The organism is Planomicrobium sp. CPCC 101079, from assembly GCF_007859275.1.
In the GTDB taxonomy this organism is placed as follows: Bacteria; Bacillota; Bacilli; order Bacillales_A; family Planococcaceae; genus Planococcus.
In genome coordinates this window covers 1-22,565 of record NZ_VOHC01000033.1, presented here as the reverse complement: position 1 = coordinate 22,565, position 22,565 = coordinate 1, and the positions used below count along the sequence as shown (strand labels likewise).

The 22,565-nt window shown below is 46.3% G+C and carries 21 protein-coding genes and 1 pseudogene; 6 read left to right on the top strand and 16 right to left on the bottom strand.

What is annotated here, in order from left to right:
- Window positions 1–3: 3 nt before the first annotated feature.
- Both uvrB and FQV28_RS18285 read right to left on the bottom strand, forming a co-directional pair.
- Window positions 4–1,986: an excinuclease ABC subunit UvrB gene (gene uvrB / locus FQV28_RS18290; protein WP_146497965.1), complete on the bottom strand. Its 1,983-nt coding sequence runs from the start codon at window positions 1,984–1,986 to the stop codon at window positions 4–6.
- A 143-nt stretch (window positions 1,987–2,129) separates the two neighbouring features.
- On the bottom strand, window positions 2,130–2,372 hold the full coding sequence (locus tag FQV28_RS18285; RefSeq protein WP_146497964.1) for an IDEAL domain-containing protein: 243 nt from the start codon (window positions 2,370–2,372) through the stop codon (window positions 2,130–2,132).
- A gap of 175 nt (window positions 2,373–2,547) precedes the next feature.
- Here FQV28_RS18285 and FQV28_RS18280 point away from each other — a divergent pair, with 175 nt between their 5' ends.
- Window positions 2,548–3,102 (top strand): competence protein ComK, encoded by a 555-nt coding sequence (locus FQV28_RS18280; protein WP_146497963.1) that lies wholly within the window; start codon window positions 2,548–2,550, stop codon window positions 3,100–3,102.
- On the opposite strand, the gene FQV28_RS18275 is transcribed toward FQV28_RS18280, so the two are convergent.
- A complete protein-coding gene (locus tag FQV28_RS18275; protein ID WP_146497962.1) occupies window positions 3,099–3,464 on the bottom strand; it encodes a YhjD family protein in 366 nt (121 codons plus the stop codon). The genes FQV28_RS18280 and FQV28_RS18275 overlap by 4 nt on opposite strands.
- Before the next feature lie 359 nt (window positions 3,465–3,823).
- Window positions 3,824–5,440: an ABC1 kinase family protein gene (locus tag FQV28_RS18270; RefSeq protein WP_146497961.1), complete on the bottom strand. Its 1,617-nt coding sequence runs from the start codon at window positions 5,438–5,440 to the stop codon at window positions 3,824–3,826.
- Window positions 5,441–5,542: 102 nt separating this feature from the next.
- On the opposite strand from FQV28_RS18270, the gene FQV28_RS18265 reads away from it, so the two are divergent.
- Window positions 5,543–6,319, top strand: a complete 777-nt coding sequence (locus FQV28_RS18265) for an enoyl-CoA hydratase-related protein (protein ID WP_146497960.1) — start codon at window positions 5,543–5,545, stop codon at window positions 6,317–6,319.
- A gap of 65 nt (window positions 6,320–6,384) precedes the next feature.
- Here FQV28_RS18265 and FQV28_RS18260 read toward each other — a convergent pair whose 3' ends face one another.
- From FQV28_RS18260 to lplA, 7 genes are all read right to left on the bottom strand, one after another.
- On the bottom strand, window positions 6,385–8,361 hold the full coding sequence (locus tag FQV28_RS18260) for a S9 family peptidase (RefSeq protein WP_255473004.1): 1,977 nt from the start codon (window positions 8,359–8,361) through the stop codon (window positions 6,385–6,387).
- A gap of 135 nt (window positions 8,362–8,496) precedes the next feature.
- A complete protein-coding gene (locus tag FQV28_RS18255) occupies window positions 8,497–10,050 on the bottom strand; it encodes a fatty acid--CoA ligase family protein (protein ID WP_146497958.1) in 1,554 nt (517 codons plus the stop codon).
- A gap of 98 nt (window positions 10,051–10,148) precedes the next feature.
- Window positions 10,149–12,086 carry an FtsX-like permease family protein gene (locus tag FQV28_RS18250; RefSeq protein WP_146497957.1) on the bottom strand — a complete coding sequence of 646 codons (1,938 nt, stop codon included), beginning with the start codon at window positions 12,084–12,086 and terminating at the stop codon, window positions 10,149–10,151.
- Window positions 12,058–12,831, bottom strand: a complete 774-nt coding sequence (locus FQV28_RS18245; protein WP_146497956.1) for an ABC transporter ATP-binding protein — start codon at window positions 12,829–12,831, stop codon at window positions 12,058–12,060. Before FQV28_RS18245 ends, FQV28_RS18250 begins: the two co-directional genes overlap by 29 nt.
- Window positions 12,734–13,837 (bottom strand): sensor histidine kinase, encoded by a 1,104-nt coding sequence (locus tag FQV28_RS18240; protein WP_146497955.1) that lies wholly within the window; start codon window positions 13,835–13,837, stop codon window positions 12,734–12,736. Before FQV28_RS18240 ends, FQV28_RS18245 begins: the two co-directional genes overlap by 98 nt.
- Entirely contained in the window at window positions 13,837–14,541 is a 705-nt protein-coding gene (locus tag FQV28_RS18235) for a response regulator transcription factor (protein WP_146497954.1), read from the bottom strand. The genes FQV28_RS18240 and FQV28_RS18235 overlap by 1 nt, the downstream gene beginning before the upstream one ends.
- Window positions 14,542–14,613: 72 nt before the next feature.
- Window positions 14,614–15,606 carry a lipoate--protein ligase gene (lplA, locus tag FQV28_RS18230; RefSeq protein WP_146497953.1) on the bottom strand — a complete coding sequence of 331 codons (993 nt, stop codon included), beginning with the start codon at window positions 15,604–15,606 and terminating at the stop codon, window positions 14,614–14,616.
- Window positions 15,607–15,749: 143 nt separating this feature from the next.
- Between lplA and yhfH the strand changes: the two genes are divergently transcribed.
- The gene (gene yhfH, locus FQV28_RS18225; RefSeq protein WP_146497952.1) at window positions 15,750–15,875 is read left to right on the top strand and encodes a protein YhfH; all 126 of its coding nucleotides are present in this window, start codon (window positions 15,750–15,752) and stop codon (window positions 15,873–15,875) included.
- Window positions 15,876–16,130: 255 nt separating this feature from the next.
- On the opposite strand, the gene FQV28_RS18220 is transcribed toward yhfH, so the two are convergent.
- The 4 genes and pseudogenes from FQV28_RS18220 to hemH form a co-directional block, all read right to left on the bottom strand.
- Window positions 16,131–16,601 (bottom strand): FixH family protein, encoded by a 471-nt coding sequence (locus tag FQV28_RS18220; RefSeq protein ID WP_146497951.1) that lies wholly within the window; start codon window positions 16,599–16,601, stop codon window positions 16,131–16,133.
- A gap of 14 nt (window positions 16,602–16,615) precedes the next feature.
- Window positions 16,616–18,016, bottom strand: coding sequence for a protoporphyrinogen oxidase (gene hemY, locus FQV28_RS18215; protein WP_370455153.1), 1,401 nt, complete (start codon window positions 18,014–18,016; stop codon window positions 16,616–16,618).
- Window positions 17,994–18,044, bottom strand: a pseudogene (locus FQV28_RS19685) (hypothetical protein); the annotation flags it as partial. The pseudogene FQV28_RS19685 and the gene hemY, both read right to left, overlap by 23 nt.
- Before the next feature lie 6 nt (window positions 18,045–18,050).
- A complete protein-coding gene (gene hemH, locus FQV28_RS18210; RefSeq protein WP_146497949.1) occupies window positions 18,051–18,983 on the bottom strand; it encodes a ferrochelatase in 933 nt (310 codons plus the stop codon).
- A 29-nt stretch (window positions 18,984–19,012) separates the two neighbouring features.
- Here hemH and FQV28_RS18205 point away from each other — a divergent pair, with 29 nt between their 5' ends.
- Window positions 19,013–19,252: a hypothetical protein gene (locus FQV28_RS18205; RefSeq protein ID WP_146497948.1), complete on the top strand. Its 240-nt coding sequence runs from the start codon at window positions 19,013–19,015 to the stop codon at window positions 19,250–19,252.
- 9 nt (window positions 19,253–19,261) lie between these two features.
- On the opposite strand, the gene hemE is transcribed toward FQV28_RS18205, so the two are convergent.
- Window positions 19,262–20,308: a uroporphyrinogen decarboxylase gene (gene hemE / locus FQV28_RS18200; RefSeq protein WP_146497947.1), complete on the bottom strand. Its 1,047-nt coding sequence runs from the start codon at window positions 20,306–20,308 to the stop codon at window positions 19,262–19,264.
- 209 nt (window positions 20,309–20,517) lie between these two features.
- Between hemE and FQV28_RS18195 the strand changes: the two genes are divergently transcribed.
- Entirely contained in the window at window positions 20,518–21,027 is a 510-nt protein-coding gene (locus FQV28_RS18195; RefSeq protein ID WP_146497946.1) for an antibiotic biosynthesis monooxygenase family protein, read from the top strand.
- Between the two features lie 185 nt (window positions 21,028–21,212).
- Window positions 21,213–22,391: a M20 family metallopeptidase gene (locus FQV28_RS18190; RefSeq protein ID WP_146497945.1), complete on the top strand. Its 1,179-nt coding sequence runs from the start codon at window positions 21,213–21,215 to the stop codon at window positions 22,389–22,391.
- Window positions 22,392–22,565 lie beyond the last annotated feature (174 nt).

Sequence of the window (22,565 nt, the reverse complement as noted above, 5' to 3'; positions counted from 1 at the left end):
AACTCATCCTTCCGCCTTCAATTCAAGAACTGTATCACGCAACTCTGCTGCCCGTTCGAAATCGAGCGCTTTCGCCGCTTCTTTCATTTCTTTTTCCATTAAAGTGATCAGCTTCATGCGATCTTCTTTTTTGAGCTTTTTGCCAGCCGCCGCTTTTGAAACGTATTCTTCTCCGCCTTCTGCAGCCACAGTAGCGCGGATAACGTCTCTGATTTTCTTCTGTATCGTAACTGGCGTAATGCCATGTTTTTCGTTGTACTCTGCTTGGATGGTGCGTCGGCGGGTTGTTTCGTCGATCGCTTTTTTCATCGAATCGGTCATCTTATCGGCATACATGATGACATGGCCATTCGAGTTACGCGCCGCCCGTCCCATTGTTTGGATAAGGGAACGTTCGGACCGCAGGAAGCCTTCTTTGTCGGCATCCAAAATTGTCACAAGCGATACTTCCGGTATATCCAGACCTTCTCTGAGCAAGTTGATGCCGACCAGGACGTCATAGACGCCCATCCGAAGCTCACGGATTATTTCGATGCGCTCGAGTGTTTTGATTTCGGAGTGCAAGTAATTCACTTTAACTCCCGCTTCTTTGAGATATGCAGTTAAATCTTCCGACATTTTCTTCGTCAACGTGGTTACTAGTACACGTTCGTCGCGTTCGACCCGCTGCTGGATTTCATCCATCAAATCATCAATCTGCCCTTCAATCGGACGCACTTCAATCGTCGGGTCAAGAAGCCCGGTTGGACGAATGATTTGCTCTACCATTTCCGGTGTATGCTCCAATTCGTAAGGCCCCGGTGTGGCGGAAACAAATACGGCTTGTTTGATGTGTTTTTCAAACTCATCAAATGTCAATGGCCGGTTGTCCATTGCCGATGGCAAACGGAACCCGTGGTCGACCAGCACTTTTTTGCGCGCTTGGTCACCATTGAACATACCGCGAACTTGCGGCAAGGTCACGTGGCTTTCATCGACTACCAGCAGAAAATCTTCTGGGAAATAATCAATAAGCGTATAAGGCTGGGCACCTGGAGGCCGCAGCGTCAAATGGCGGGAATAGTTTTCAATGCCTGAACAAAAGCCCATTTCCCGCATCATTTCTAAATCATAGCGTGTACGCTGTTCAAGGCGCTGCGCTTCCAATAATTTGTCTTCTGCCCGCATTTCTTTCAAGCGTTCTTCCAATTCCGCTTCGATGTTTTCAATTGCTTTGACCATCTTTTCTTCACGCGTTACGAAGTGGGATGCCGGGAAGATAGCGACGTGTTCGCGTTCGCCGATAATCTCGCCTGTCAATGCGTCCACTTCGCGGATCCGGTCGATTTCATCGCCGAAAAACTCGACACGCAAACATCTCTCATCGCGCGAGGCCGGGAAGATCTCAACTACGTCTCCACGCACACGGAATGTTCCGCGGATAAAATTAATGTCATTGCGCTCATACTGCACATCCACCAATTTCCGGAGCAGCTGGTTGCGCTCGATTTCCATGCCTTTCCGAAGAGAAACGACAAGTTCCCGGTATTCTTTTGGCGAACCGAGACCGTAAATACAGGATACCGAAGCAATGACTATAACGTCGTCCCGTTCAAATAAAGAACTCGTGGCAGAGTGGCGAAGCTTGTCGATTTCATCATTGATGCTTGCGTCTTTTTCTATATATGTGTCAGATTGCGGAACATACGCTTCTGGTTGGTAATAGTCATAGTAACTAACAAAATATTCGACTGCATTGTCTGGAAAGAATTCTTTAAACTCACTATAGAGCTGCCCCGCTAACGTTTTGTTATGGGCCATGACGAGCGTCGGTTTTTTTACTTGCTGGATGACGTTGGACATTGTGTAAGTTTTCCCAGTCCCCGTGGCTCCAAGCAAAGTTTGGCACCGTTTGCCGTTAATGATGCCTTCCGTCAATGTGGCAATGGCTGCCGGCTGGTCGCCGGCTGGCTCGTACGGTGCTTGTAGCTTAAATTCTTGTTTCATAATTGCTGGCCTCCCGTTCTTTCAGTCTCTCTATTTTATCATATGCCCTAAAAATCCCCTAACAAAAAGCGAACGTATGTTTTTTATCAGGTTTCATAAAATGGCAAAATAAAAAACCGCTCATTTCTGAGCGGTTTTATCATTCAGGCTTCTTCTTCTTGCTTCAAAGCCTGTAATTGAGCGGAATAGGTTTTAAAAGCGTCTCGGTCGTTGCTGTCCAGGGCTTCATCGATCAGGGCCATGAGCTGTTCTTCTTGTTGTGAGCGGTGAACGTGCTTGAGGAAAAGGTCTAAATAAATATCATTAAGCAGTTTTTCCGCCTCAGTTATCTTTTTCGTTTGAGCCATTGCTTTCATGAAATCAGCATAAGAATAATAATTTTCCATTCTGCTTCACCCCAAATGCTTTTCATTAGTATACATTAAAAGCTTATAAAGAAGCAATCGTTTTTTGAAAATTCCGATGAAATAGAAAAAAATATATTTTCTGTTTCCTGTTATTGCGAAATTTCCATTTTTTATATAATTAGAAACAGAAAGTAAATTTTGGGGGTGTTTTTTCATGGGCAAAAATGATCATGCCTTGACTTATACAATTTGCAGCAATACATATGCTCTATTGCCCTATAACGACGGCCGACGGACATGGACGCGGGTCATCGAAGACCGAAGCGAGTTCCTTGTTGAAGAACCTACCTATAAAACTGTCAGCAGGTCCTGCAACTTCTATCGCGGATCCATGGAAAGTGCTACTTTATACGCTCAAAAAGCGATACGCGTCAAACATAAGCCTCCCATCATCATTGGAGAATATTATGGCAATCCACTTATCTTCTTTCCAACCCATTCTCCCAAAAACAAAGATGCCGTTTGGTTTAACTTTGATGCTGTCGATCTAGTGGAAAGCGATGACAGTGAAAGAGGCGGCAGCATTATCTATCTAAGCAATGGCGAAACCGTGCACCTGGACGTTTCTCCCATCGCTCTCAGAAACCAGCACTCGTTTGCGGGTTCTTTGCGCCGCTATTTTAAACGGGCGCAAGAAATGCATAAACACCAGATGACTTATGTAGCAAAACGCACCTATCCGCCGAGAACTCAATATCCGCTCGACTAAAGCTCTCTATACGACAACGTCAAGTACACGCGCAGCAATTCTTCCACTCGATTGCGGAGGCGCAAGTTCAAATAGCGCCGATGGTCTTCATAGCCCCCATGGTAAAAGATATATTCGGTAAACGTATCATCACCAGTTCCGCGCAATATCTTCATATGGCGTTTCCGCATATGGATTTTGGTTTCGGTCAATTCTTTCTGCACTTGCTTGATCGCTCCATCAACTAATTCTATGTACGGTTTTTTTAACTTAAAAGAGCCTTTTTCGAATAACGCACGGTCCCGTTCCAAAATAATAAGGACCATTGGCAAATAAATCATGTTTTCAAAATGGGCGGCTTCTTCTGGTGAGATTAACGGCATGTCTACACCTCCTCCAAAATGAGAACATTTGTTCTTATCTATCATTCTACCCAGAAATTTTAAAATTGCAAGGCTTTCTGTGCAAAAAAAAGCTGTGCCATCAAATCTGGCACAGCTTTTTTATTTCGCTCCAGCGTACTTTCATGTCTCAAAGCCAGCGAAGCGACGCAGAAATAGGCGGATGCTTTCCGCGGGAGCCGCTGCCTTCCTTTTCAATTACAGGTTCATATAAACACAAGATCTTTTAAGAACTTTAAAAAGCAGCGGCCATTTTGTGGTTCAGTGAACAGAAAAAACCGAAATAAAAGACAAGATTTCTCTGCGTTCTTTCCTTTCAACCATAGAGCAAAACACCTTTTTTATTTAATAGAACGGTAAGTCCATAAGGAGCCAACAAAGAATATAGAAGATACCCATAGGAACGGTTCATGGGAAAACCAGACGCCTCCTGAAATGCCGAAGAACGACAAAACCGTAAAAATCCCAGCAAACATCCGGCTTTGCAGGTTCCGCTGGTGCTCACGCTCGCGCCCATCGCGATTTTCCAAATAGTGACGCATGCGTTCAGGCTCTTCCAAGTAATTGATGACTTTTTGCGGGAAAACGCGCAATGGCCCTGATGCTTGAATGGCCCAGCGCAGAACGTCTTCTTTCCCAAACATCCGCTTGCCTTCCTTCTGTGAGGAAGCCCATTCCAATATACGCGGCCGGGCAAGCTCCATTAGATCAATCCCTGGATCCAGTACATGGAGCACCCCGACAAAAATGGAGGCCGCACGGCCAAAGAAGGCAAATTCCGCAGGCAGCTGAACTGGCTGTGTACGGACTATATCCTGCATATCACGCAACAGCCGCTCCACGACGAATGAATCCATTTGCAGCAATTCATTTGACTCATATGCCGTTACAAGCCGGGCAATAGTATCCGCTAGCAGCTCCCGGTTGGCATGAGGCAGCAAAAAACGCAATTCTTCCAGCGAATCAAGCACTTGGCCGTAATTTTTAAAGACCACTCCTTCAGCAATCCTCAGCACCGCCTGTGCATCTGATTTTGAAATGGTTCCGGTCATGCCAAAATCGATTAAGACAATGGTGCCATCTGGCTCAAGCAAAATATTGCCGCCGTGCGGATCAGCGTGGAATTGGCCGCCGTACAACACTTGCTCCAAAAACAGAATAAACAGCCGCTCAGAAATTTCATGTCGGTCCAGGCCATTCTTCTCGATAAAAGCCAAGTCCGTAATGCGCGCGCCTTCAATCCACTCCATGACCAGCACACGGCGTGTGGAAAATTCATCGAAATACATTGGAAACCGGATGCCTTCCATTTCTTTAAAACGATCTGAAAATGCCCGGCCGCTTTGGAGTTCCTGCAGAAAATTCAATTCTGCCCCAATGGTATCCGTCATTTCCCGGTATAGTTGCCGAAAATCAATTTGTTTCGAAAGCGGCGTCAATGTCCGCAAAAACCAGATGACAATGCGCATCGCCTGGAAATCCGCACGCAAAATGCGGTCAGTGCCAGGCCGTTGGACTTTAACCGCTACTTCCTTTCCGTCTTTCAAGACGCCTTTATATACCTCGCCGATAGAAGCAGAAGCGACGGCTTCATCTGAAAAGCTGCTCAAGTATGTAGAAAGTGGTGAGTTCCATTCCCGCTCCATAACTGAAACAATTTTTTCGCGAGAAATCGAAGGCACCCGGTCTGTCAATCCTTCGAGCTCTATTAAAAACGACGCCGGCAAAATATCGGCGCGCGTCGACAAAAACTGCCCCATCTTGATCATCAATCCGCCGAGTTTCAGCGCCAAAATTTTGTATTGTTTAGCTTGTTTTGTAACCAAAGTGTTCCATTTTTCTTCGACTAGTGGGTTCCAGTTGCCGCGGTGCCGCCGTTGGAAGAGCATCACTTGCATGTAAACTTTTAACGCCATAAAGACAATGCGGAAAATACGGACAAACGCGATTTGGTTCATAAGTGATAATCCCTCCTGCGCTCCATTATAGAGACAGATAGCGGAATAGTCCAAAAAGTGGTATGTTTTTAACGGATGGACCAATTACAAAGGGGGATGTAAATGAATACGATTCATTACGAACAACATGGAAATTTGGCTTTCATCACACTAAACCGGCCCGATTCCATGAATGCGTTCAACTACGATATGCTGACCGAACTGGGCCAAGTAGTCGAAGCAATCCGCATCAATCCGGATATCCGCGTTGTTATTTTTACAGGAGCGGGCGAAAAAGCATTTAGCGTCGGGGCTGATCTAAAAGAACGCAAGACATTGACTGACCAGCATGTGAAACGCAATATTTTTAAAATCGGCGAAGTTTTTACAGTTATCGAAAATTTGCCGCAGCCAACGATTGCAATGATTAACGGCTTTGCTTTTGGCGGCGGCATGGAACTTGCCTTAGCCTGCGATTTCCGCATTATTGCCGACGACACCTTGCTCGGCTTAACGGAAACGAGCCTGGCGATCATCCCGGGAGCGGGCGGTACACAACGCCTGCCGCGTTTGATCGGCGAATCCAAGGCCATGGAGCTTATCTTAACCGCCCGTCGCTTGAAGCCGGCTGAGGCGCTCGAATATGGCTTGGTGACCAAAGTGGCGCCCCGCAGTGAACTGGCAGAAGTGACTGGCCACTTTGCCGACATGATGCTTGCGAACGGGCCGATTGCGCTGCAGCAAGCAAAATATGCAATTAAGAACGGCATGAACGCCGATTTGCAGACTGGCTTGAATATCGAACGAAAAGCGTATGAACTGACCATCCCGACAGAAGACCGCATCGAAGCGCTGAATGCCTTCAGCGAAAAAAGGAAGCCAGTATTTAAAGGGAAATAAGGATAAAAAAGCAGGCTGCCAACCGGCAGCCTGCTTTTCTACTATTATAAGTATTCTTCCATCCACTATAAGTATTCTTCCATCCACCCGGCAATTTGCTCAAGTCGGGCAAAGCGCAGATTTGGTTTTCCGGTGCGCGACAAGTTGTGGTCGGCTTCCGGGAAACGGACAAATCTGGTTTCTTTCTTCATGCTTTTCAGCGTCACATACAATTGCTCGCCTTGTTCGATCGGACAGCGATAGTCGTTTTCCGAATGCAGGATCAACAATGGCGTTTCAACGTTAGCGGCGTACTTCAGCGGCGAGTGTTGCCACAACTTGTCAACGTCCGTCATATCCGCAAGAATTTGCCAGTCGCTAAAGTAATAGCCGATATCCGATACTCCGAAGAACGATACCCAGTTGGAGATTGAACGCTGCGTCACAGCGGCCTTGAAACGATTTGTATGGCTGACAATCCAGTTGGTCATAAAGCCGCCGTAGCTTCCGCCTGTGACACCAAGCCGGTCTGTATCAATCCACTCGTGTTCTTCAAGCACCCCGTCAAGCGCCTTCATGATATCTTCATAATCGCCACCGCCGTAATCGCCCCGAACAGCATCAACAAATTCCTGGCTATAGCTGTGGCTGCCTCGCGGATTGACGTATAGCACGCCAAAGCCGCGTGCTGCCAGCACTTGCATTTCATGGAAGAACGTATTGGCGTACATTGCGTGCGGCCCGCCGTGGATATTGATGACGAGCGGGTATTTTTCTCCTTCAGCAAAACCATAAGGCTTCATAAGCCAGCCATGCACATCCCAATCTTTTGCTCCTTTGCCGACAATCGCTTCCGGTGCAATCAAGGCCGTTTCTTCGAGATAAGCTTTATTGAAATCCGTAAGCGGTGTGCGCTCGCCTGTTGCGATGGCCAATTTGTACAGTTCCCCTGGGTTGACGGGATCGCTCGCTGCAACTACAGCGAAAACGCCGTCGCGGGAAATATCATAGCCGTAAATATGTTCCTGTTCCTGCGAAGCTGGGAAAATGGCTCCGTCAAGGTCAGCGAAATACAGGCGGACGTCGCCCATCGTCGACACTTGGAAATACAAATGATTATCTTTTGTCCAGACAACCGCTGGAGCGGATGCGCCTTGCTGATGGTCCGCTACGGCATAGTCGCCAACCGGGGCATCCAGCCCTTCCGTCAAGCAGACAAAGGATTGCCCTGCAACGTCATAGACATAAACTTTTGAGTGCGTCGCGTTTTCATATTCCCGTGTTCCGCCCACGAAAGCGATTTTTGCGTCATCATGCGAAAAAGCGGCTCCGCCGAAATAGCCTTCTTCTTCAATGATCGGCGTTTCGGTTTTGGTCTCGATATCATATACATACAGCGGCTGGCGGAAGATGAAATCGAGATTTTCCTCGCGCGCCACGCCGTAAACTAATTTGCCGCCATCATGGGAAACAGCTTCCAAGTTGTGGTGATAGGCGCCCTCGGTCAATCTTTCAACGCTTTTCGAAGCGACGTCTACAACACCGATATGGCGATGAAAATCTTTTGGCACCAATCCCATGCCATCCATTTTGTATTTCAGCTTGTCCACCACATAGGGCTCCGGCTTTTTCTTCTCCTCTTTTTCCTCTTTATCAGTAAAAGCCTGTCCTTCTTTTACCATGGCGGTAAACCAAATTTTCTGGCCGCATGGCGACCAAACAAAGCTATTGACGCCTTTTTCAAATTCTGTCAGATTTCGTGCTTCCCCGCCTCTTGCAGGCATGACGTATAACTGGTTTTTCTCATCACGCGTCGACAAAAAGGCGACGAATTTTCCATCAGCCGACCAAGCTGGAGCCGACACCCGCTCTTTTCCAAATGTCCATTGCGTAATTTCGCCGCTTGCCAAATCCGAATGGTATAAATGGGCAATATATGTATTTTCTTCCTCATCGATATGTGTCCGGACAAATACCGCCTCTGTGCCGTCCGGTGAAATCTGTGGATTCGCTACCGATACCAATGTGGTTAAGTCTTTGATTTCTACAGCATTTTTCGTCAATGAAAGATCCTCCTCGAAACAAATATTTCGCATCTCGTACTAGTTGCTCTTTTACTATAATGAAAAAAGTCAGTCTTTTCAATTAAATCAATAAAAAAACCGGCTCCGACAGAAAACTCGGAACCGGCTTTCGATTTACTTGCTTAAAGCTTGCGCTTTCAATGCACGGCGAAGAATTTTCCCCGTCGTGTTTTTCGGCAATTCTTCCAGAACTTCAAAATGACTTGGCATTTTATATTTCGCCAAATGCTCTTTGCAGTAAACATGCAGATCTTCTATCGTAACCGACTGGTCTTTCAACACAACATAAGCGTGCACTGCCTCACCAAAGTTGGCATCAGGCAGGCCGACAACTGCAGCTTCTAAGATGCCTGGATGAGCAAACAGCACTTCCTCCACTTCACGCGGATACACATTATAGCCGCCTACAATAATCATGTCTTTTTTTCGGTCGACGATATAAAAATACCCTTCCTCATCGACACGCGCCAAATCACCGGTATAAAGCCAGCCGTCCCGGATGGCTGCATTTGTTTCTTCCGGCATTTTATAGTAGCCTTTCATGACGTTTGGTCCGTGCACAATCAATTCTCCCACTTCCCCAACAGGCACTTCATCCCCAAGCTCATTGACTACTTTGTTTTCCACATTGACGATGGATGTGCCGATCGATCCAACTTTGCGTTCGCGGTCAATCGGATTAAAGCAAGTCACCGGGGAAGCTTCAGACAAGCCGTAGCCTTCTGAAATCTTGACATTGAACTTTTCTTCGAAACTGTGGAGCAGCGCAACCGGCATTGCCGAACCGCCAGACACAGCAATGCGGATCGACTCGAAATCGGACGTCTCGGTTCCAGGCAGTTGGTTCATGAAATTGTACATGGTCGGCACACCCGCAAAAACAGTCGCTTTATGTTCCTTTATTGCTTCAAAAACATCTTTCGGATTAAAACGTGGCAAAAGAATGATCTCAGCTCCCTGCAAAAGCGGAGCATTGACGACGACCGTCAAAGCGAACACATGAAAAACCGGCAAGGTGGCAATGACCCGGTCATCTGCCGATATCTGCAAATACTCGCCGACATCGCGGGCGTTGGAATACAAATTGCCATGTGTCAGCATTGCACCTTTCGGTTTTCCGGTTGTGCCAGATGTATACAAAATCACCGCGTTATCGTCTTCGGCAACCGCTGCCGGTTCATGGTGTACGGAAGCTGCCGACAATAGGCTCGAAAACAAGTGGACTTTCTCTTTTGCCGCTTCTGGCAATTGAGCCATTTTTTCAGTTGCAGACGGATCTGTTTCACAAATCACATAAGAACTGACTGTCGGGAGTGTCTCATGTGCTTTTTCAATTAATGGCAGGAGTGCATCCACGGCAACCACCACTTTAGCATCGCTGTTATTCAATATGTAAGCGATTTCACTCGGGGCATAGATTGGATTGATTGGAACTGCCGTTGCCCCGATACGCATAGTGGCATAGAGTGAAATAAAAAAATGTGGCGTGTTGCCCAGTAAAAAGGCAACGTGGTCCCCTTTTTCCACACCGAGCGATTCGAGCGCATTAGCAAATTTGGCGACTGTTCCCTCAAATTCTCCGTAAGAAGTGTCTTTTCCCATGAAATGGTACGCTGTCTTGCTGGAATCCTGAATTGCAATGTTGTGAACACGTTCAACTAAATTCATTTTCCATCCCTCTTTCGCCTGAATGAATGGTCATTCATATTTTAAACTGTTTTTATTATAAAATAAATGTTCTGACAATACAACAGGCACCGTAAAATTTACGGTGCCTGAAGATGAGCAATATAGCGCCAGCGTATTAAAAAGAAATATAGGATTTGGGCAACTGTAAAACCTGCAAGCACCAAAGCCATTTCCCCCAGAATCGATAGTTCTGCGAATTCATCCCATACTACTTGAAGGGAGATAAACGCGAAGGCACTGTGCAGAAGAGCCACTACCCACGGCAGAAAAAATTGTGGAATGAGCTGGCGGTTGACAATTTTACCCAGTTCCTTTTCTGTCATTCCGAGACGTACGAGCAGCAAGTATTGCTTCCGGTCGCGTTCAAGTCCTGTGTAAAGCTTGAAGTAAATGAAACTTCCCGCCGCCAGCAAAAACACAGCCGCTACCATAAGCCCGATAAACAGCAGCAAAGCAAAAGAAGATTTGAACCAATGATAATCGTCTCCGGGATTTTCAAAAAAGAAATTCACATGCTGGAAGTTTTCAGCTTGCACAGCCTCTTCCATGGACAAGGCTAAATTGTCGCCAATCCCGATCGTTTCAGTCCATTGGGGAATATGGAACGCATAATACGTAAAATCGGATTCTCCTTTTTCAAATCCGGTCAATGGTTCGGTGACAGCTTCAAAATCCGCGTCATTGACAACAATGCTGTTGAAATTCAATGTGTGGCTCGGAAACAGAATATGAGGGTAGACTGAAGAAATAGAAATCGGCACATCGCTTTCCACAAACCCTGTTTGGACTTTGCTGCGGCTAAGCTCAGACAACGATTCTTTGGAATACGGGATGAACAGCCCTTCCCCTCTTTCTGGATTGACCGCTTCATAGCCAAGTGCAAGCGCCAGCCGGTTAAAGTCAGAAGCTTTCAGGATGTCAACAACATTTCCAGAAAACTCGGAAGTCTGCCTTTTGACCTTTAATGGGGCCACATCATAAGCAAGCCTTTTCTGTTCTAGTTGTGCCACCAACTGTTCAACATGTTCACGCTCCTGCTCATCACTGTCAAATGAAATGTAAATCATGCTCAGTGGATTGAGTTCACGGTAGTCACCGGTGTAAGAAGTGAACGATGCGAGAGTCCCGACCGCCAAAAAAGCGACGGTTGAAACGATCGTTACGATAAAAAACATTTGGGCACTATCTTTTAATTTGACTGAAGCTTCCGCTAAAGAAACAAGACGTGCTTTGTTCCAATAAATACTTTTTTTCTTCTTGTATATATCCAATAAAAAATGAATGGTATGCGTAAAAAACAAATATGTGCCGAGCGTCGCAAGCGGCGGGACAATGACAACCATTTGGTAAACGGTCTGGTCTGTCACCATCGCGGCCAAAGTATACGCGCCTGCCAGCAAAACAATGCCTAAAACAGATAGCAGCCCGGAAACTTGCGTAACTTCTTCTGTTTTCCAATAGCCTTGCATCAAATCGACAATGCGCTTTGTCCGGATAAATCCGACGCTTATAACCGAGATAATGATGAAAAGACTGGCAAAAGCGGCAATCGTCAAAAGAAATGGTTTCCATGACATATAAAGCGGCAAATAATCCAGCGCCATAATTTCACGGCCGACCATGAAAAAGAACTTAGAGAAAGCAAATCCAAGTGCGATTCCTGCAGCAGTTGAAGCAGCACCAAGAATCAGCGTCTCGAAAAACACCAATTTGCTCAACTGTTTTTTGGTCATTCCTAAGTGCATCAGGACGCCAAATTCTTTCGAACGGGCTTGCAAAAACGCGCTCATCGAGTAGAACAAGAAAAACAGCGTGAAAACGTAAAGAACGATTTCCGCGATGAACATGCCACGGACCGCTAATAGCTGCAACCCTTCTGCTTCGAAAAGCGGATGAAAAATAAACATGGAATAAACAAAAAACACCATGACCGAAAAAACGCTCGCCATTAAAAAGGCGGCATAGCTCCGCCGGTTTCGGAGAACGTTACGGTAGGCGAGTTGCCGAAAGGTCATTCACGTTTCCTCCCAACAAAGATAAAACGTTTAATATTTTCTGGTAAAACGTTTGGCGACGGTCATCCCGGTAGATTTCATTGAAAAACTCGCCATCCTTGATGAAGAGCACGCGATCACAATAGCTGGCAGCAATCGGATCGTGCGTCACCATTATAATCGTCGCCCCTTCTTCATAGCTGATGTTCGACAACAGCTCCAACACATCACGCGATGCTTTAGAATCCAAGTTGCCGGTCGGTTCATCGGCGAGAATCAGCGCCGGTTTATGGATAAGCGCTCGTCCAATTGCTGTGCGCTGCGCTTCCCCGCCTGATATTTCATTTGGCCGCTTATGCAAAATTGACGTCAAATCCAGCCGTTTTGCCACATCAAGAACCCTATTGGCCATTTCTTGAGTTGGGACATAGTCCAGGGTCAACGGCAGCACTAAATTCTCTTCCACTGTCAGCATTTGCAGCAAGTTAAAGTCTTGGAAAACGAACCCAAGTTTTCGTCTGCGGAACAAAGCCAACTCGTTTTTATCCAGCATATGCGGATTGATACCATCGATTAAAATGTCTCCAGAAGTCAAACTGTCAATGGTCGAAATCAAGTTCAGCAACGTCGTTTTGCCACTCCCAGAAGGTCCCATGACGGCTAAAAATTCACCTTTTTTCACTTCGAAACTCAATTGGTTCAGCGCCCGGTGCGTCACTTTTCCTTCGTAGACTTTCGTCACTTCGTCGATTTTCACTAACGTCATTATTTTCCTCCTGTGTTTCTGCCTCTTGGTTGTAGAACATGACAGAGATGGTAGTGCCATGCCCTTTCTCGGATGCAATCTCTAATTTATGGCCCAGTTTGCCGCAGACTTCGTTTGCCAAATACAAGCCCATGCCTGTAGATTCGCCCGTTTTCCGGCCATTTTCCCCGGTGAAAAACGCCTTGGTAACGCGTCCTAAATCTGAAGATGGAATGCCGATTCCTTCGTCGCGGATGGTCAACAACGCTTGGTCATCCTCGCAAACAGCACTTATATAAACTTTCTTGTTCGGTTCAAATGTATATTTAACGGCATTTGTCAAAAACTGTCCGATTATAAATTTCATCCATTTCTGATCAGTAAAGACGGTGCATTTTTCATCGACATCAATTTCTGGATAAACACGCTTTGAGATGAACAGCCGCTTGTTCTCCGTTACCATTTCCGTCACCATGCTGCGCAGCGATACTTTTTCAATTTGCATGTCTTGTTCAAACGTATCAAGCCTGGCATTCATCAAGACCGTATCAAGCCCCGTTTTTAACCGCTCGACTTCTTCTCTCACACTCGCCTTATCAAGTTCCTGTTCTTCTTGCAATAATAACTGCATGACCGATAGCGGTGTTTTCATTTGGTGCACCCATTGGTTCATGAACTGCAAGTGCCGGTTTTGTGTTGCGTAAAGCGCTTGGACTTCGTATTGATACAGCTTATACAGCTGCTGCAAATACAAATCGTTTTGGATTTGTTCAGGCGACCGGCCTTCCCGCTGCAGCATATGTTCCATATCCGCCGGTTTGGCAGTGATTTTCTGGTAGTAGCGGTAGCGTTTTATAAAACGTGCCGCTAAAAATGTCACCACGAGAAGCGTACTGATAACAAACGAATAAATGGCAGTATCCACATTACGGAAGCCGTCAAGCCAGTAAAGCAGCATGATAAAGGAAACGAGCAGCAATTGGAAGACGATGAATGCCGCATGCTCTTTCAAAAACAAACGCAGCATCACATTTCCTCCTCATGAAGGAGCAAGCGGTACCCAGCTCCGCGCACAGTCTCGATCGATGACTGGACTCGATAATCCGCCAGTTTCTTCCGAACCCGGGTCATGTTGACGTTTAACGTGTTTTCATCAACAAAGGTTTGGTCGTCCCACAGTTCTTCCAACAGCTGCTCCCGTGTCGCCACTTTCGGATGCTGGCTCAGCAAGATTTCCATGATGGTGGATTCTTTTTTCTGAAGCGGAATAATTGCGGTTTTCACATGCAATTCCATCCGTTCCATGTACAAAGCGATGCGCCCGACTTTCACTGAACGCTCTTCTTGTTTAGGTGCATACTCCCCGTAAGCACGCCGCAAATGGCTTCTTATTTTTGCAAGGACGATTTCATAATGGAAAGGTTTCGTGATAAAATCGTCTCCACCGTTCTCCAGTGCGAAAACTTGATCCATATCGCCTGACCGCGCCGAAATGAACAGAATCGGGCAAGTCGTTTTCAAACGCAATTGGCGGCACCAATAATACCCATCATAAGACGGCAGATTAATATCAAGCAATATCATATGGGGATCAAATGCCTCAAACTCATCTAGAATCCGATCGAAATCTTTTGCCGTTTCCACTTCGTAGTGGTATTTTCGCAGCGTTTCCGCCAGCAATTCCGCAATTTTCAAATCGTCCTCTACAATGAATATCCGTTGAGCTGCCATGCTGATTCCCCCTTCCTGTTTTCTTCCATTTTAACAAAAGAGCCTGCTAAAAAGCGGGCTCTTCAGAAATTCTTAATAAATTAATTTCAAAAATTCTTCTTTCGTAATTCCGCCAAGATATGTCGGGATATCAAATCCACTGATTGCTTCATCCAAAGAGGCCCGTTCATATTTCACGCCTGTTATGGCATTTTCAATTTCCGCCACATCGCCGACTCCGAAGAAGTCCCCGTATATGTTGACTTCTTTCACTAGCCCGCCTTCTACTTGCAAACGTACGTCAATGCCGCCTACCGGGAAACGGTGCGAATGTTTCACATTGAACTTCGGCGATTTGCCATAGTTCCAATCCCAGTTGCCGTATCGTTTTTTCGAAAGTGCCCGGATATTGTCCCAATCCTCTTCAGTCAATTCCCAGTACTTGACGTTCTCTTCTCCTTCGAAAAGCGAATGGAGAATCGCTGAGCGGAATTCGGTGACTGTCATCGGCTCTTTCAAAAACTCAGATATGTTCGCCACACGGCTGCGGATTGATTTGATGCCTTTTGATTCGATTTTCTCTTTGCTGACGTTCAGTGCAGAGACAACCGCTTCAATTTCGGTATCAAACATCAACGTGCCATGGCTGAACATACGGCCTCTAGTTGAAAACTGAGCGTTTCCGGAAATCTTGCGGCCTTCAACCATCAAATCGTTGCGGCCGGATAGTTCCGCATTGACGCCTAACTTTTGCAGTGCTTTAACAACCGGTTCAGTGAATTTTCGGAAATTGCGGAAGCTGTTTCCGTCATCAGTTGTAATGAAACTGTAATTCAAATTGCCAAGATCGTGATACACTGCCCCGCCGCCTGACAAGCGGCGCACTACATGGATGCCATTGGAATCAACATAGTCTGTATTTATTTCTTCGGCCGTGTTTTGGTTTTTCCCAATGATGATTGATGGTTCATTGATATAGAACAGTAAAAACGAATCTTTTTCCACATCCATTGTATTCAATAAATATTCTTCAATCGCTAAGTTAATGCGCGGGTCGGTGATGCCTTTATTGTCTACGAAATACATGGTCTCTCTCCTTTGGATTCAGTACTCTTATTAGTTTAACGGATTTTTTTATTTTATTCATCAGTAAGGGTTGACGATTTTTCTGTGTTATAATACAATCTACTGAACACGAACAGTACTATAACAAAAAGGAGCTGGAAGCAATGATTGAAAACGTTATAGAGTATTTCAAGAACCTGCCCCCGAAACAATGTGCGAACTGTGGAGAAAAAATTGAAGAGCAGCATGAGTGCTATGGCCAACAATGCGATTCTTGCAAAGAATTATAAAAACAAAGCTTACTTATATCTATTACATACTGTAGATTTCTTCGAAAAACCCGAAGGAGTCTACAGTTTTTTGTTTTATAGTCCATCTTTTAGGCATTGATGATATTCCGCAAAACGGCTGCGCTTGCCGAAGGTATGCGCAGGGGACTTTCTCGGAGCGGCCATAGCGGTTTGCAGACAGCTCTTTTGCCATATAGAAAAAGCTGCAGACACACTCAAATTTATTGAGCCTGTCTGCAGCTGAATTTACTACTATTAATGCCCACCATGTTCTTCAATCATGTTCATGCCTTCGGAATCTTCACTGTCATCCGGAACAATGGACTCCGGATCCGGATTGCCGATAGTCACTTCCTGCTTCGGCATTGCATGAAGGCGCCGGGCTGTTGTGTGGGCTTGCATATAATACAGCCCTTCTTCTTCAAAAACCGTTTCGGCTTCGTAAATGCCATCAGCCGTATGTTCAGCGGTAATCATTTCTCCATCTTTACGATGCCCTGATTCCCACACTTCATAAACCACTTCATCAGCATCTTCCACTGCTTCGCCGCCCTGGGTGACCGTGACGGACAACGTTACTTCTTCGCCCACTTCAGCTGTTTGTCCGGTATTGAATTCCACCACAACTTCTTCCAGTGTGTTTCCAGCGCCGGACGTTTCGGCTTCGTTTGTACCGCAAGCTCCTAGCAGCAGTATGGACAAGCCAAGCCAGGCAAACTTTTTCATTATCATAACCTCCGTTATACTTGGAACCATTCTAACAGTTGGCGGGCTGCGTTTTCTCCTTGCTCAGCACAATCCGCTATATCAAAGCCGCCAAAAGAGCTTCCGGCCACTTGAACCATGGGAAATTCTTTTTCAAGTCCCCTTTTCGCTTCCGCAACCCGCTGTTTGTGCCCTACGACGTATTGGGGCATTGCTTCTTTCCAGCGTGAAACGACGGTAAAGTCCGGATTCCCATCAATTCGCATCGTTTTGCGTAAATCTGCCAAGACAATTTTCTCAATTTCGTGATCAGCCAAGTCAACCACCGCTTCATCGCCGACCCGGCCCAAAAAAGCCCGCAGCAACTTCTTTCCTTCAGGAATAGCCATAGAAGGAAATTTCCGATGAGCCCAGCTGCATGCCGTAATCGCAAAATCACTGTTGCGCGCCACTACAAAGCCTGTACCGCCCTCAGATTCCACTGCACTTTCAGGGAATGCCATGGAAACTGTCGCGATCGAAGTCATTGGCATCTCCTTCAGGCCACCCAATAAACCATGTGGCTCGAACAACGGCTGCAGCTTTGAATGCGGAACAGTAAAAAGCACTTGATCGACAATGATGGTTGACGCGTTGTTTAGCTCTAAGACAGCTTTATCCGCCTCTTTTCTGATGCCGTCAACTTTAACCCCTTTTAGAATCGCACATCCGCTAAGCTTTTTTTCTAGTGCCTCGACAAGCGTCTGCAAACCGCCTTCAAATGTCTGATATACATTTTCTTCGTTTCTGTTGTAAACTGCTGTGCGCGCACCCGCATTCGTTTTTTTCATGCCGGCCATTAAGCTGCGGTATTTTTGCTCTACTTCAGCGAACTGTGGAAAAGCGGCTTCCAAACTCATGCGGTCAATGTCTCCTCCGTTTACTCCAGACAAAAGAGGTTCAAGCAGATTTTCCACCATTTCTTTCCCAAAACGGCGGCGCATGAACTTGCCCAACGATTGATCGCCGGCAGCCCGTCCTTTCGGCAAAACCAAATCACCAACGGCCCTCACCTTGCCGCTCCAGGAAAACAAATCAGAAGTGAGAAAAGCACCAAAGTTTGTGGGCACCCCCATAACAGTACCGTCTGGGATCGGCTGCAGCTTATCTTCCGCTACGATGGACCAATGGCCTTTGGCGCCGCGGACCAGTTTGTCAGCAATGCCGATCTCTTTCGCCAATCTTCCGATACTGGTTTTATAAGCGGGAAACGAATCAGAGCCGCGCTCAATCACAAAGCCATCCTTTTGGAATGTCTGGATTTTGCCGCCTAATCGATGTGCGGCTTCGATCAATGTGATATGTACCGGCAAGCCTTGCTCCTGCGCATATTTTTGTAGAAAGTAGGCAGCAGTCAAGCCGGTGATCCCACCACCGACAACTGCAACTTTTCGGATTCGCTCCTCCACGTTCATCACTTCCAATAAGGGTTTATTTATCGCTTAACTTTTTTAAGACCACATCTGCCAAACCATCAATGAACAATGGCTGCACATTCGGCATTTCAGGGCGGCGGTAAGCTGCGCCAATTTCGTCGCATACCACTTTGCACTCATAGTCATTGTCAAACAAGACTTCCAAATGGTCTGCTACAAATCCGACCGGTGTGTAGACAAAAGATGTATAGCCTTTTTGCTCAAACAATTCGCGCGTCAAATCCTGTACATCCGGCCCAATCCACGGCTCTGGTGTCTGCCCAGCGCTTTGCCAGCCGACTTCTACGTTCTCAACGCCTGCCGCTTGGGAAATCAATTGAGCAGTTTCTTTCAATTGATCTGGATATGGATCACCATTTGCGATAATTTTTTCAGGCAATGAATGCGCTGAAACGATCAAGCATGATTTTGCACGTTCTTCTTCCGGCATTTCAGCAAATGCTTCGCTTACTTTTTCGCCCCAATACTGAATGAATTTCGGCTCTGTGTACCAGCTTTCTACTGAAGTCAATTTGATGCCCGCTTTTTCAGCAGCTTCTAAAGCGCGGCCGTTATATGATTTCACCGAGAATGTCGAGAAGTGCGGTGCCAATACGATTGAAACAGCTTCTTTGATACCGTCGCGCTCCATGGCTGCAACTCCGTCTTCAACAAACGGTTCGATGTGTTTTAAGCCAAGATAGACTTTGAATTCAATATCATCCTGGATTTCGTTCAAACGTGCTCCCAAAGCTTCCGCTTGGTCTTTCGTAATTTTCGCAAGCGGTGAAAGCCCACCGATCGCTTTATAGCGGCTGCGCAGATCTTCCAAGCTTTCTTCGCTCGGCTTGCGGCCGTGGCGGATGTGCGTGTAATAGCGTTCAATATCCGCTTCTTCATAAGGCGTACCATACGCCATAACCAATAATCCCATTGTCTTTTTCATCATCAGTCACCTCTAAGTTTTGATTATATAAGTTGAACAAAAAAATTCTTCATTTTTTCTCACTAAAAGATATGGAGCAAAACAGCGGAGAAAATCGTACTGCACCTGCAGCGCTTTGCGCTTCGTCGCAAAGCAATGGCCGAATGCCGTTCGGCCATTGCTGCCTGTGGGATAGCGAAGTGCCGAAATCCATTCGGGCGCCAAACCCGCGGCAAGCACAGCTGTTTTGCGGAATATCTGTAACAGAATTCAACGTAGCTAAAAGCAAGTAATTTATATGATTAATTATTTTTTAATTTATAAGCTGCGCTGTACTCATGGATAAATGCAGTCAAACGCTTCAATGTATCCGGATTGACTTCCGGGAAGACCCCATGGCCAAGATTGAAGATATAGCCGTCTTGCTGCATGCCCATATCCAGGATTGCTTTTGCCCGTTTTTCGATGACCGGCCAGTCTGCTAATAAATAAGAAGGATCAAAATTGCCCTGCAGCGCTTTTGTCAGTCCCATCGAACGCGCTTCAGAAATCGGCAAACGCCAATCCAATCCGACAACGTCCACTGGAAGGTCGTGCCATTCTTTTGCCAAGTGGCTTGCGCCTACCCCAAAAATGATCAACGGCACTCCTTCTGTCCGAAGTTCAGAGAAAATGCGGTCCATGACCGGTTTGATGAAAATGCGGTAATCTTCCACATTCAATGCACCGACCCATGAATCGAAAATCTGAACGGCTTTCGCCCCTGCTTTGATTTGCGCTTTAACGTAAGGGATGATCGTATCTGCCAGCTTATCCATTAAGGCAAACCACATTTGCGGCTGGGATGCCATCATGGCTTTTGTTTTATTGTAGCTTCTTGAAGGTCCGCCTTCGATCATATAGCTTGCCAGTGTAAACGGCGCTCCTGAAAACCCGATCAACGGCACATTCAACTGTTCTTGCGTCAACATGCGAATCGTTTCCAGCACGAAATCCACATCTTGCTCAGGGTTGATTTCGCCCAAGCGCTCGATATCTGCCATTGTGCGGATCGGATTGTCGATGACCGGCCCAATGCCCGCTTTGATCTTAACATCCACGCCGATAGCCGGCAGTGGAGTCACGATGTCCTTGTACAAGATGGCAGCATCGACGCCATATTGGTCGACCGGCAACTTTGTCACATATGCACAAAGCTCGGGTTGATGCGTGATCTCCTCCAATGAGTATTTTTCTTTGATCTTGCGGTATTCAGGTTGAGACCGGCCCGCTTGGCGCATATACCATACCGGTACATGGTCTGTCTTTTCCCCGCGCGCTGCCTTCAATAAAGTGTCGTTAAAAGTCATGTGTCAATTCATCCCTTCAGTCTGTTAAATCCAGTGCGTATCTATTCCATATCGGTATTTACTATAGACGCTCTGCCCTTTATTGTATAGTTTCCGAAAGGAAATGTCATAAATTAGACGCTTCTGCAGTCACGGGATGGACAAAAGAGTTTCATGCGTTTTTGTTCAGGGAACGGTATACTATTAAGAACAGCATTGGAGGCGATTTTTTGAACTTATATATGACGACAGGAACATACGGTTATATGAAGAAATTGCGGGATAAATACCCGAATGAAAACATGGTGGTCATGCAAGGAGAAAATACCACATTGGTTCTCCACGAAACAGAAGGAAAAACCGTTTTCCAAACACCACGCCGCTATGAAGTGGTGGATGGCACCGGTGAATTCAAAGAAAAAGGATTTTTCGTAATGAACAATATTCCAGTGACCGAAGAAGGCCGGCCGATTTTTGAACACCGCTTTAAAAACCGGGCTGGTGCTATTGAAAACGAGCCGGGGTATATCGCTTTCCGGGTACTCCGCCCGCGTGATTCGGATACCTATGTGGTGCTGACCGAATGGGAATCACCAAACTTTTTCGAGAAATGGAAAGAATCCCAGGCTTTTTCACAAGCGCATTCAAAACCGGCTGAAGGTGCTGCAGAAAAGCGCCCGAATATTTTTTCCGGCTCTTCCTATGTAACGACCTATACAGCAAAACCAGAAGACGAATAAAACCCTTCTCCTTCCCACGGCCGACAAGCCGTGGGATTTTCAGTTTCCTGTGTAAAAACATTTATAAAACAAGCAATCCGGCATGCAAAAAAAATCGGATGCGTACTTTTCAATTCACTGAAAAAATAATAAATTCATTCTTTTTATGTTATCCTTTAATTATTATATTGAAGGGAGCCATACAAATGATTGAAAAACTTTATGAGCAATTAGATGCCGGCTATGACGAAATGGTAGAAATACGCCGCTATTTACATATGAATCCGGAACCATCGTTCCACGAGGAAAAAACGGCTGCGTACATCCGGGAATTTTATGAAAAACTTGGTGTTGACGTTCGTTCTGGAGTTGGCGGCAACGGTCTCATTGCCACCATCCAAGGCGCAAAACCTGGAAAAACGGTTGCTTTGCGCGCAGATTTTGATGCTTTGCCGATACAAGACCAAAAAGAAGGTGTGCCCTATCGTTCCCAAGTGCCAAACGCTATGCACGCCTGCGGCCATGATGGCCATACTGCGACTCTCCTCGTTCTGGGGAAAGTGCTGCATTCGATGCGCGATGACCTTGAAGGCACTTATGTGCTGATTCATCAGCATGCAGAAGAACTCGCTCCGGGCGGTGCAAAACCGATGATTGAAGCCGGAGCACTTGATGGAGTCGATGTAATCTTTGGCACACATTTATGGTCCATGACTCCGTTTGGCAGAATCGACTACCGAGTCGGTCCCATCATGGCTGCTTCAGACCGGTTTGAATTGATCATCCAAGGCCGCGGCGGCCACGGTGCCAGCCCCCATGAAACGAAAGACGCGGTGGTCATCGGCTCCCAGATCGTCACAAACTTGCAGCAATTGGTATCAAGACGCGTAGATCCACTGGAATCTGCTGTATTGTCCGTTGGTTCGTTCATCGCGGAGAATCCGTTCAACATCATTGCCGACCAAGCGAAATTATCCGGAACGATCCGCACGTTCAGCGAATCCATCCGGACATTGATGGAAAAGGAAATGGAACGTGTCATCGAAGGCACAAGCCGCGCGGCAGACAGCACATACGATTTCAATTATATGCGCGGCTACCCAGCGGTCGTTAACCATGAAGCGGAAACTATGTATTTGAAGAATATTGCTGAAACTGTTCCAGGCGTTGAGGAAGTATACGATGCCCCGCCTCAAATGGGCGGCGAAGATTTTTCTTATTACTTGGAAAAAGTGCCGGGCACGTTCTTCTTCACAGGCGCTAAGCCGGACGGCGACGCTTATCCTCATCACCATCCGAAATTCGACTTTAAAGAAGAAGCGATGCTGATCGCTGCCAAGACACTTGGGTCAGCGGCAATCAATTATCATAACCAACCTGAATAATAAAAAACCAAACCCTGCATCTTTCTGATGCAGGGTTTGGTTTTTAGCTTGTTGAGAAAGTTAACGTTGTATGAGCGAGCATTCCTTAACCGATAGTTCGCCAACCAGCTGCGAAGCTATTGGCCGAAGTTATTTTGGCCAATAGCTTTGCGACGAGCTTGCGCAGGAGCATAT